This is a genomic window from Cupriavidus sp. 10L45 (assembly GCF_056395225.1).
This window is the reverse complement of the sequence record NZ_JBFTJC010000008.1, coordinates 310,383-321,527: the sequence shown is the minus strand read 5'-3', so window position 1 is coordinate 321,527 and position 11,145 is coordinate 310,383. Positions and strand designations below refer to the sequence as shown.

General features: G+C 66.0%; 9 protein-coding genes and 2 pseudogenes. 6 read left to right on the top strand and 5 right to left on the bottom strand.

The genetic code is table 11. The features are described from left to right. The 5 genes and pseudogenes from AC1DFU_RS16805 to AC1DFU_RS16785 form a co-directional block, all read left to right on the top strand. Positions 1–888 (top strand): DUF4258 domain-containing protein (locus AC1DFU_RS16805; RefSeq protein ID WP_441590764.1); only part of this gene is annotated, 888 nt, incomplete at its 5' end. Then, positions 885–1,160, top strand: a complete 276-nt coding sequence (locus AC1DFU_RS16800; protein WP_441590766.1) for a hypothetical protein — start codon at positions 885–887, stop codon at positions 1,158–1,160. The genes AC1DFU_RS16805 and AC1DFU_RS16800, both read left to right, overlap by 4 nt. A 255-nt stretch (positions 1,161–1,415) precedes the next feature. Then, a pseudogene (locus tag AC1DFU_RS16795) lies at positions 1,416–1,640 on the top strand (hypothetical protein); the annotation flags it as partial. 28 nt (positions 1,641–1,668) lie between these two features. Further along, positions 1,669–2,099, top strand: a pseudogene (locus AC1DFU_RS16790) (DUF2846 domain-containing protein). 109 nt (positions 2,100–2,208) lie between these two features. Continuing rightward, the gene (locus AC1DFU_RS16785) at positions 2,209–3,303 is read left to right on the top strand and encodes a M14 family metallopeptidase (RefSeq protein WP_441590768.1); all 1,095 of its coding nucleotides are present in this window, start codon (positions 2,209–2,211) and stop codon (positions 3,301–3,303) included. A gap of 15 nt (positions 3,304–3,318) precedes the next feature. Here the strand turns inward: AC1DFU_RS16785 and AC1DFU_RS16780 are convergent, their stop codons facing one another. From AC1DFU_RS16780 to sctQ, 5 genes are all read right to left on the bottom strand, one after another. Then, entirely contained in the window at positions 3,319–4,221 is a 903-nt protein-coding gene (locus tag AC1DFU_RS16780; RefSeq protein ID WP_441590770.1) for a LysR substrate-binding domain-containing protein, read from the bottom strand. 90 nt (positions 4,222–4,311) lie between these two features. Further along, on the bottom strand, positions 4,312–5,544 hold the full coding sequence (locus AC1DFU_RS16775) for a metal-dependent hydrolase family protein (RefSeq protein ID WP_477159868.1): 1,233 nt from the start codon (positions 5,542–5,544) through the stop codon (positions 4,312–4,314). 25 nt (positions 5,545–5,569) lie between these two features. Next, positions 5,570–6,874, bottom strand: coding sequence for an MFS transporter (locus AC1DFU_RS16770; protein ID WP_441590772.1), 1,305 nt, complete (start codon positions 6,872–6,874; stop codon positions 5,570–5,572). 127 nt (positions 6,875–7,001) lie between these two features. Beyond that, a complete protein-coding gene (sctR, locus tag AC1DFU_RS16765; RefSeq protein ID WP_092297510.1) occupies positions 7,002–7,661 on the bottom strand; it encodes a type III secretion system export apparatus subunit SctR in 660 nt (219 codons plus the stop codon). Beyond that, positions 7,658–8,743 (bottom strand): type III secretion system cytoplasmic ring protein SctQ, encoded by a 1,086-nt coding sequence (gene sctQ / locus AC1DFU_RS16760; protein WP_441590774.1) that lies wholly within the window; start codon positions 8,741–8,743, stop codon positions 7,658–7,660. Before sctQ ends, sctR begins: the two co-directional genes overlap by 4 nt. Positions 8,744–9,024: 281 nt before the next feature. Here sctQ and sctV point away from each other — a divergent pair, with 281 nt between their 5' ends. After that, positions 9,025–11,145: a type III secretion system export apparatus subunit SctV gene (sctV, locus tag AC1DFU_RS16755; protein WP_441590776.1), complete on the top strand. Its 2,121-nt coding sequence runs from the start codon at positions 9,025–9,027 to the stop codon at positions 11,143–11,145.

Here is an 11,145-nt window from a genome sequence, read left to right as displayed (position 1 = left end):
AACACCGTGGCCTATGGCGGAAGCTTTGGGCAGGCGTTCGTGGGTGGGCTGGTAAGGGATGCGGCAGCAGTTGGGGCCAACGCCGTGGGAGTAAGCGCGCCGGGTATTGGCATGCCGGGCTCGGACTCCTCGACGATCCTGACCAATGTATTGGGACATGCGCTGGTGGGGTGTGCTGCGCAGGGCCTGACGGGTGGTGACTGCGCAGGAGGCGCAATTGGTGGCGCGGCGAGTGCTATTGCGGCCCCATTGATTCGGGACGAGGTCTACGCGGGCAGCAATGTCGTCAACTACAGCGATGACAAGGTTCGGCAGGCACTGACGGTTGGGCTTGCGACGCTGATTGGAGGAGCGACTGGCGCGCTATTGGGCACCGATGTTACCTCCGCCGGGATGGCAGCGCAGAATGAGGCGCTGAACAATGCGACGAGCGGGACTCGGAAGACTAGTGCGCAGGATGAGATTCGGAAGTTCCTTGATAAGGAACGTGCGGCGTTTGGGCAGACGCGCGGCGTAATTGGTGCCGGTCCAGGTGATGCGCCTGCGGTGGCACCAAGTCCGCTGGTCCTTAGTGGGGGCAAGAGTGCTGCCATAGGTAGCGGCGCCACCGCTCCGGTTGGCGTCAGTGGGAGTCCGATGACAGTGCCGCGTGGGACAAATGCTGCAACCACCATCAATGGGATCGACTACTCGGCGCATGCAATAGACCAAATGCAAGGGCGGGGAATTCCTCCATCGGTCGTGCAAAACACAATTCAGACCGGGCGATCCTTCTCGACTGCGGCGGGGACAACAGGATATTATGATCCAATAAACAATGTTAGGGTTATTACAAATTCCATGACCGGGCGTATAGTTACCGTTATTCCAGGAGCTCCGTCAAAGTGAGTCAAGAAACTAAAGTCCTAAAGATCGCCGTACGACGAATCCTGCTTTGCGAATGGGATCCTATTGGGGTGAAAGCAATAATGGAGGCTCAAGATGAATATGATGCTTATGTGGACTCGATTTGTGAATTGCTTCTTTCTGGAAGTTCGAGGGAAGAGGTTTGTGATTATTTGCGGTGGGTCGAGACTGAGGTAATGGGGCTGGAGGGTGAGGAGCAACGTATTTCCGTGGTTGCGGGAGAGTTGACGCGCCTTCCGACTAACCTCGGTTAAGAATTTACCTCCCATCTATCGATGGGACGTATATGTGTTCTCCGAGGTAGACACGGACACGGTGCAATCCTCATATTCCGCGCGGGCGAAGTAAGTGTGAGCCGGATGGGTGGGTTCAACGCTGATCGGTGGTCGAAATATTTTTGGCGCTTCCAATAAGTTTCCAGCGGCTGGCTGTGTGCTGGCGAGATGCGCCGGAGATTTTGGGCCTGTCAGTTTTTTTGTGTGCAGGGCAATTAAAAGCGCACCGTCAACACCCGCACCCTACGCGACAAATCCATCTGGTCCCGCATCGGCCAAGTCCCTCAAGGCGACGTCTACCGCCCATTCGGCACCATTTTCACCATCGAAGGTCGTCAGGTCCACGAAGCCTATCTGGTCGTAAGAGATCGCCGGCTAGTCGGGTTTTATCTTCCCGGGGAGGAGCACTATTCCCCGCTTTCCACCGCAGTACCCATAACATTTGGAGAAGTTCAATAAACGAGTCGTTCGCCTCGCGGTGACCGGTATGGCGTTGTCGTTCCTGATGGCCGGTTGCGCTTCGGGGGTGAGGCATTCGGAGATGGCGTCTTCCATCCCGTCGCTCAAGTCGGGCGAAGGTCGCGTTTATTTCCTGCGCTCGGCGTCGATGCTTGGTGCTGCCGTTCAGCCCGATCTCCGCCTGAATAACGAAGTGGTGGGCGAATCGAAGCCCGGCGGCTTCTTCTTTGTGGATCGTCCGGCTGGTAAGTACGTCGTCGCCGCCGCCGCTGCCACCGAGACGGAGAAGACCCTCAGCTCCGTGCTTGATTCCGGGGAAACCAAATACGTACGCAGTTCGCCGTCGATGGGCCTGATGGTTGGTCGCGTGTGCTGGAACTGGAAACGCCGGAAAAAGCAAAAGAGGATCTCTCGTCGCTGAGCTATACGGGCGATCAGGTCAAGACGGCCGCGAAGTAACAGAAGTCGTTGGGAGGATGCTGGCTTCGGCATCCTCCACGGTAAGCCTTGGCACACCCCCAAAAAATGGCGTTAAATAAACAAATCTCCACTCCCTCCAGGCCCCGCCATGCCTGCCAGCGCCAGCCCCATCGCCCGCTGCTTTGCCCAGCGCTACGCGGAAGCCCGTCAGAAATTCCTCACCGCAGCGCGCCAGGCCGGCGCCACGCTGACTGAATTCCCCCATCCCACCGAGACCGGTAGCGAAGGCGAGGTGCTCGCCATTGACGTGGCGTGGATTGGCCCCGCTGATGCGCTGCGCGTATTAATGATCACTTCCGGCACCCACGGCGCCGAAGGGTTTTGCGGATCCGGTGCCCAAGTGGCCTTGCTGGGCGATACCGCGCTCCATGCCGAGTGCCGCCAGGCCGGCTATGCGTTGTTGTTCGTGCATGCGGTGAATCCGTACGGATTTTCGCACCTGCGGCGGGTCAATGAGGACAACGTTGACCTGAATCGCAATTTCATGGATTTCGATCAACCGCTGCCGACGAACGCGCCGTATGCGGAGGTGGCCCCATTGTTGCTGCCGGCGCAGTGGCCGGCGTCGGACGCGGATCAGGCCGCGCTGATGAAGATTGCGGCCGAGCGTGGGATGGGGTGGTATCAGGCGGCGGTCAGCGCCGGGCAGTATCACGATCCGGGCGGGCTCTTTTTCGGTGGGCAGGAGCCGGCCTGGAGCAACTACACGTTGCGGCGCATTCTGGCCCGCTTCGGCGCGGACCGGCAGGTGCTGCGCTGGATCGATATCCACACCGGCCTCGGCCCGTGGGGCTATGGCGAGCCGATCTATATGGGGCCGGACGAGCCCGCGCAAATCGCCAAGGCCCGCGAGATCTGGGGAGCGGGTGTGACGTCGATCTATGACGGCTCGTCGACGTCGGCAAACCTCACGGGGCTGGCGTGGCAGGCGGTGCCGCAGACGCTGGGCAGCATCGACTATGCGGGTATCGCGCTCGAATTCGGCACGCTGCCACTGGCGGAGGTTCTCGATGCGCTGCGCGGCGACCACTGGCTCCATCGCCACCCCGAGGCTGACGAGAACCAGCGCGCGCTGATCAAGCTTGCGGTCTGGCGGGCGTTTTATGGGGACGCCGATGACTGGCGCGACGGCGTTGTCGCGCAGGTGCTGGAGGCGGTGCGGAAGGGCGTGGGCGTGGCCTAGCGGCGTATTGGCAAGCTACGCCTGCGCACCACTCTGTTCCACCAGCCAATTCCGGAACGAGCGCGCCGCCGCCGGCTCCACGCGGTCGCGCGGCCAGACCGCGTAGTAGCCGCCGCCCAGCGAGGCGCTTGCATCGCAGGCCCGCACCAGCACGCCGGCATCCAGGCAGTTGTCGATCATGTGCCGCCAGCCGAGCACGATGCCCTGGCCCTCGATGGCCATCTGCACGAGCACCGGATAGGCGTTGACCACCAGTTCATGTTCGATGCGCGGATCGCGCAGGCCATTGCGGGTAAGCCACGTGGGCCATGACATCCACTGCCGCTGGGCGTCCTCCAGCACCAGAAGCGTCTCCTTCGGCAGGTCAGCCACGGCCAGCTTGCGGCCGTGCAGGTAGCTGGGCGCGCACACGGGGAAGACCTCCTCGTCGTAGAGCCGCCGCGCGGCCAGGCCGCTCGGGGCACCTTCGCGCAGGTAGTAGAGGGCGATATCGAAGTCCGTGCCGGCCAGCGAGGCCAGGCTGTCGTTGACGATGAGTCGCACGCGGTAGTCGGGATGCTGCGCGCGGAACGCGGCGAGCCGGGGCGCCAGCCACAGCACCGCCACGCCGGACGAGCAGGCCACCGACAGCTCGACGTGCCCCTTGCGCTTCATCACGTCTTCCGTGGCCTCGGCGCAGGCCACCAGCAGGCGCTGCACCTGCTCTGCGTACTGCTGGCCGGCCACGGTCAGCCGCAGCGCGCGCGGTTCGCGCACGAACAGCTTCTTGCCGAGAAAGCGCTCGAGTTGCGCCACCTGCCGGCTGATGGCGCTTTGGGTGAGATGGAGTTCAGTGGCCGCGCGCGTGAAGCTGCCGTGGCGCATGGTCGATTCGAAGGCGACCAGGCAGGGCAGGGGCGGCAGGGGTGTGATGCGCATGGGGGAACGAAAACATGGCGGCAGGAGCCGCCATGATAAGTCCCACGCCGGGCGGCGACACGTTTTACCGTTCGTCCCCCGAGTCTTGCACTAGCGAGGTGCCTGATGCACCCGGCCGGCCTGCATGACGAGCCCGATGCGGGCATCGGGGCCGGCCAGCACGCCGATATCGGTGAGCGGGTCGCCATCGACGGCGATCAGGTCGGCCAGCGCGCCGGCGCGTACCGTGCCGAGTTCCCCGTCGCGCTGGAGGATGGCGGCGGCGATGGAGGTAGCCGAGCGAATCGCCTCGAGGTTGCCGAGCAGTTCCGCGCGGATGYGGAATTCCTCGGACTGGTACTGGTGCATTTCCCCGAGCAGGTCCGAGCCGAAGCCCATCTGCACGCCGGCTTCGGCGTAGATGGCCAGCGAATCGCGTCCGGCCTGGCGCACGGTTTCGATCTTGGCGACCGAGTCGGCAGGCAGACCGAGGCGTGCGCCGTCGCGCGCCAGCGCGTCGTAGGTGATCAGGGTGGGCACGACGAAGGCGCCGTGCTCGCGCATCACGCGGGCCGCGGCAGCATCGACGAGATTGCCGTGCTCGATGGTCCGCACGCCGCAGCGCACGGCGCGGGTGATGGCGCGGCCCGTGTAGGCATGGGCCATCACGTAGGTCTGGGCCGCCTCGGCTTCGGCCACGATGGCGCGGATCTCGTCCTCGCTGTACTGCGTGTTGCCGATGGGGTCGGTCGGCGATGCCACACCGCCCGAGGCCATGATCTTGATCTGCGTGGCGCCTTTCTGGATTTCCTCGCGCACAGCGAGGCGCACGGCATCGACCCCATCCGCCACGCGGGCGATGGCCCCGGCACGGAAGGCGCACGAGCAGGGCTCGAGCGTGTCCGAACGCGGCCGGAAGTCGCCATGACCGCCAGTCTGCGAGAGCGCCTTGCCGGACGGGAAGATGCGCGGCCCCGGAATCAGCCCGGTCGCCACGGCCTGCGAGAGGCCCCAGTCCGCACCGCCCGCATCGCGCACCGTGGTGAAGCCGCGCTCGAGCATGCCCTGCATGATCGGCATGGCGCGGAAGGCCACCAGCACGTTGGGCTGCACGGCGTTCACGCCGAGGTTGGCCAGCGAGGCCAGCACGTGCACGTGGCAGTCGATCAGGCCCGGCATCACGGTCTTGCCGGTCACGTCGATCACGGTGGCCTGCGGCGCGTGGATGGGCGTGGCCGAGACTTCGACGATCCGTTCGCCGTCGATCAGGACATCATGGCGCGGCAGCACCGTGCCGCGTGCGGGGTCGAGGACGTTGCCGCCCTGGAGCAGGATTTGAGTCATGAGGCTGTAGCGGAAAGACTTCCGTTCAATGCTTGCGAAGATAGGCGGGCTCGCGCACCAGACGCGTGCCGACGAAGCTGATGGCGGCGGCAATCATCACGTAGAAGGCCGGTGCCATCGTGCTGCCCGTGGTGGCGATCAGCCACGTGATGAAGAACGAGGCGAAGCCGCCGAAGATCGTCACGGCCATGTTGTAGGCCACGGAAAGTCCCGTGGACAGCACCTTGGCCGGGAACAGCTCCGAGAAGGCGGCCAGGATCGGGCCGGTATAGGTGGCGATCAGCACACCGAACACCACCTGGAACACCAGCAGCGAGGCCAGCCCCGGGGCGTGGTTGATGTAGGCGAACATCGGCCAGGCCAGCACGAAGATCAGCGCGGCGGCGCCGGAGAGCAGCCCACGGCGGCCGATGCGGTCCGCCAGCAGGCCGACGATGGGCGCGAACACCATGATCGCCATGCCCCCGGCCATGCCGGCGACAAAGCCGGTGGATTGCGGCACCTTCAGCACCTTCACGGCGTAGGTCGGCATGTAGAACAGCAGCACGTAGGTGCAGACCGTCCACAGGATCACCATCGAGAAGCTGGCGGCGGTCTGGCGCGGGTAGTCGCGCAGCACCTCGGTCAGCGGCGAGTCGGTCTTGTCGGTGGTCTCGCGGAAGGTGGGCGTTTCCTCCAGGTGATGGCGGATGTAGTAGCCCACGGGGCCGATCACCATGCCCAGCAGGAACGGCAGGCGCCAGCCCCAGCTATTGAGCGCCTCGGTGCTCAGGGAGGCCGTGACGAAAGTGCCTACGGCGGCGCCGAGCAGCACGGCCACGCCGATACTGGCCTGGATCCAGCTCGAGTAATAGGCACGCTGGTTTTCCGGCGCGTATTCGGTCAGGAAGGCGGTGGCGCCGCCCATCTCGCCGCCGGCGGAGAAGCCCTGCATGAGCCGGGCCACCACGATCAGCAGCGGCGCGAACAGGCCGATCTGGTCATAGGTGGGGGCGATGCCGATCAGCGTGGTGCCCAGCGCCATCAGCAGGATGGTCAGCGAGAGCGCGGCCTTGCGGCCCACGCGGTCGGCGTAGATGCCGAGGATGATGCCGCCCACGGGGCGCATGAAGAAGCCCACGCCGAAGGTGGCCACGGCCAGCAGCAGCGAAGTCAGTTCGTCGCCGGTGGGGAAGAACAGCTTGGCGATAATCACGGCGAAGAAGCTGTACACCGTGAAATCGAACCATTCGAGCCCGTTGCCGATCACCGTGGCGATGATGGCGCGGCGTCGCTGGCTGGCGGCGACGCGGGGTTGGTCGGCCGCATAGGCGGGGGCGCTGGCTTGCATGTCTCTCTCTCCCTTTCTGGCAGTTGAGGCCGATGTTAGGGGCGCCACGATGACGCGAGAAACGAAATCTGCGCATGCGGCCATGACGTCAGCGCATGCATGGGCTGTGCCAGGCCGCTGCCAGCCGCTACCGATACGACAGCACCAGTCCCTGTATCAGCTGCGTCCAGCCTTCCAGCATCACGAACAGCAGCAGCTTGAACGGCACCGAGATGGTGGTCGGGGCGATCATCGACATGCCCAGCGCCAGCAGGATGGCGGCGACGATCAGGTCCACTACGACGAACACAAGATAGACCACGAAGCCGATCTGGAACGCGCGCGTCAGTTCGGAGAGCGTGAAGCTCGGGATCAGCACCATCATGTCGTCCGCCTTGAGGTCATCGGCGCGGCCCTCGGGCCAGATCCGCTTGGCCGACTGGACGAAGAAGGTGCGGTTACGTTCCTCGGTGTGCTTCACCAGGAACGCCTTGAGCGGCCCGCTCACGGCGTCGTAGACCACCACCACGTCCCCCACGTTGAACGCGGCGTTGGACTCGGCGCGGCGCTTCATGGCGTCGAACGCGTCGGAGCCGATCGGCGCCATGATGTAGGCGGTCAGGATGATGGCGATGCCGTTCAGCACCATGTTGGGCGGCACCTGTTGGAGCCCCAGTGCGGCGCGCAGCAACCCGAACACGATCACGAGCTTGGTGTAGCTGGTCACCATCAGCGCCACGAACGGCGCCACGCCGAAGGCGAGGATGACGGTGAGGATCAGTACCGGATTGTAGAGGCCGTTGTTCATGCGTCGCCTTCCGCGAAGGTCGCCACGCGCACGCCCAGCCGGTTGCCCACGGCGATCAGCGTGCCGGTGCCGATGCGGTTGCCGTTCACCACGATGCGCACCTCGCTTTGCTTGAGCGGCTGGGGCAGCTCGAACACGTAGCCGGGCTTCACGGCGCGCAGTTCGGCCAGTGGCACCGCCACATCGCCAACTTCAAACCGCAGTTCTACCTCCAGGCCGTCCAGGTGCGAAAGCGTCGCCTGCGCCGCATCGGGATGGGGAATGTCGGCCGGCGCGCCGGGCTCGGCGGCGCGGTGTCCTTCGGGATGCGTGTCTGCCATATGGGCTCCATGGAGGAAGGTGATGTCGTCCAGCGCCGTCACGCGGCGGCCTTCGGCCACGGCGGTCCACGTCATGCCGCGCTGGCCCGTGGCGCAGCGCACCACCAGCGCGCCCGCCTGCGACTGCCAACGCTCGATGCTGACGATGTCGCCCGGCTCGATCTCTCGCATCTCGCCGACCGTGATCGTGGTGGTGCCGATGCGTACGGCCAGCGGGGCCGGCAGGGCAGCCAGCCACGGCGCGGTCCGCGCGGGCGGCGCGGCGGGCAATGCCGCCAGCCGTTCCGGCGCTTCGAACTGCAGCACCGCGCGCAGCGGCGCGGCGCCGGGGCGCGTGAGTTCCACACCGAGCGCGGCGAGATTCGACGGCCACGCGGCAGGCGCCGGATGCCACGTCAGCGCGTCCGGCTGCACGGCGCCAACGGCAGCGGCCACGTCGGCGCAGGCATCGGCCATGATTGCGTGGCGCAGCAGCACAGGTAGCGCCTCGGCGGCACCCGGCACGCCCAGCAGGGTCCGTTCGCTCGCCACGTCCAGGCAGATACGGCCGTGGCGCGTGCCGAGCGTGAAGGCATAGCCCTGCGCCGTACGGGCGGCGATGGCGCCGTCCGGCGGCACGAAGCGGGCGCGCCAGTCATGACCGGCCAGCCGCAGCGGCACGGGTGCGGCACGGCAGGTCAGCCAGTTCATCAGGCGCGCGGTGTCGGCCTCCACATGAGGCAGGTCTGGCGCGGTGTCCAGCGTGGCCACGTTCGATGGCATGTCGCGGTGCGGTCGGTCCCGGTTGATGGATGGAAGGGGTGTCTGTCAATTCGCGCCAACTCGATTCGAGCCAACGATACGCAGCCGGGTGCAGCCGCGTCCACTACGAGCCCTTGTAGGCCCCCACCTGCCCGCATCCGCTAGCCCCCGCCGTGGCGCGGTTGGGCGTCGCATGGCGCGGCGTGTGCGCCATGCGCTACGAATCCTCGGTACTGGTCGCGCCCGGAGGTGGCCCATACACTGCGGCAACTGTCGAAACTCCGCTCAACCTGGGCTGATTCATGGCGAAATTCCCGGCAAAACTTCCGGCATTCCCACGTGGTGGTCTGGGGCCCGCTTCACCGGGGCTCCAGCAGATGGCCGCTGTCGCGTCGCGCCAGTCAGACCTCGCGCTGACGCTGCTGCTGTTCGCCGTGATTGCGCTGTTCGTGCTGCCGCTGCCCACGTTCCTGCTCGACTTCCTGCTCACGATCAATCTCGGCATGAGCCTGACGCTGCTGATCGTGGCGACCTATATCCCGTCCGCGCTGTCGCTGTCCACGTTCCCGTCGCTGCTGCTGTTCACCACGCTGTTCCGGCTGTCGCTCAATATCGCCTCGACCAAGCTGATCCTGTTGCACGCCAACGCGGGCCACATCATCGATACCTTCGGCAAGCTGATCGTCGGCAACAACGTGGTGGTGGGCGGCGTGGTGTTCCTGATCATCGCCATCGTGCAGTTCATCGTCATCGCGAAGGGCTCGGAGCGCGTGGCGGAAGTCGGCGCGCGCTTCGCGCTGGATGCCATGCCGGGCAAGCAGATGAGCATCGACGCCGACGTGCGCGCCGGCACCATCTCGGCCGCCCAGGCGCAGGACCGCCGCCGCGCGCTGGAACAGGAGTGCCAGCTCCATGGCGCGATGGATGGCGCGATGAAGTTCGTCAAGGGCGACGCCATCGCCGGCGTGGTGATCGCGCTGGTCAACATCCTGGCCGGCATCTGCATCGGTACGCTGATGCGGGACATGAGCATCGGCGAGGCGCTCCAGCGCTACGCCATCCTGACCATTGGCGACGGCATGGTGTCGCAGATCCCGTCGCTGCTGGTGTCCATCGCGGCCGGCGTGGTTATCACGCGGGTCTCGTCCGATGAAGACCGCACCCGCTCGCTGAACCTGGGCAACGTGATTGGCCGGCAACTGCTGGGCCAGCCGAAGGCGCTGGTGGTGTCGGGGCTGGCTATCGCCGTGTTCCTGGTGGTGCCGGGCTTCCCCAAGTGGACGTTCGGGATCATGGCCATCGTGGTGGCCGGCGGCGGCTACCTGCTGATGCGCCGCGCCGCGCGCAGCACCGGCACGGTTACGTGGATCGAGATGGGCGATGCGGAGGCGGACGCCAATGCCGCCGCCGTGGCCCCGGCGCTGGCGCTGGAGCTGGACGACGCCCTGCGTGGTCGCATCGACCTGCGCCAGTTCGAACAGCGCATGACCACCACCAAGGGCGAGGTGGAGGCGGACCTCGGCATGGTCTTCCCCCGGCTGCGGATCGCGCATCGCCCGCTGGCCGAGCGCGACGCCTACGCCATCCGCGTGCAGGACGTGGTGGCGTCGGCCGGCGTGCTGCGTCCCGGCAAGCGGCTGCTGGAGCCCGGCGCGCGCGCCCGTATCGACCAGGGCGAGGCAGAAGTCGGCGTGCCGTTTGGCCCGTTTCCGGAGGTGGTGTGGATTCCCGCGCCCGCCGGCGACGCGCCGCCGCCTGAGGGCGTACGCACGCTGTCCTGCGAGGAAGTGCTGGCCGTGCACGTCGGCGCCATGATCAAGCAGCACGCGGCGCCGCTGCTCGGCATTCAGGACGTGCAGGCGATGATCCACGTGGTGCAGGCCGATGCACCGGACCTGGTCATGGAACTGGCCCGGGTCGTGCCGCTGCAGCGCATCACCGACGTGCTGCGCCGCCTGTTGCAGGAGGGCGTGCCCATCCGCAACCTGCGCACGATTTTCGAAAGCCTGGTGACCTGGGCGCCGAAGGAGACCGACGCCATCGCGCTGACCGAACTGGTGCGCGTGGACCTGGGCCGACTGATCACCAGCCGTCACGTGGGACCGGCACGGTCGATCGATGCCGTGCTGTTCGAACCGGCGCTTGAAGCGCGCGTGCAGAGCGCCATCGAGCGCGCGGCGCGCGGCAACATTCTGCTGCTGAGCCACGACGTGACGCGCGACATCCGCGAGCAACTGCGCGTGCTGCTGGAGAAAGCCGGCGCCGCGCGCGTGGTGGTCGTGGTCAGCACCGATGTGCGGCGCTATATCAAACGGCTGATCGAGCCCGTGGCGCCGCGTATCGCCGTGCTGTCGTACCAGGAAGTCGACGAGGACGTGACGCTGGTGCCGGTGGGCTGGATCCAGAACCCGGCGAGCGAGTAA

Excerpts from the sequence above, each read along its gene's own strand:
- AC1DFU_RS16770 (WP_441590772.1), bottom strand. The coding sequence starts at position 6,874 with ATGCAAGCCAGCGCCCCCGCCTATGCGGCCGACCAACCCCGCGTCGCC.
- sctQ (WP_441590774.1), bottom strand. The coding sequence starts at position 8,743 with ATGCCATCGAACGTGGCCACGCTGGACACCGCGCCAGACCTGCCTCAT.
- sctR (WP_092297510.1), bottom strand. The coding sequence starts at position 7,661 with ATGAACAACGGCCTCTACAATCCGGTACTGATCCTCACCGTCATCCTC.
- sctV (WP_441590776.1), top strand. The coding sequence starts at position 9,025 with ATGGCGAAATTCCCGGCAAAACTTCCGGCATTCCCACGTGGTGGTCTG.
- AC1DFU_RS16785 (WP_441590768.1), top strand. The coding sequence starts at position 2,209 with ATGCCTGCCAGCGCCAGCCCCATCGCCCGCTGCTTTGCCCAGCGCTAC.
- AC1DFU_RS16780 (WP_441590770.1), bottom strand. The coding sequence starts at position 4,221 with ATGCGCATCACACCCCTGCCGCCCCTGCCCTGCCTGGTCGCCTTCGAA.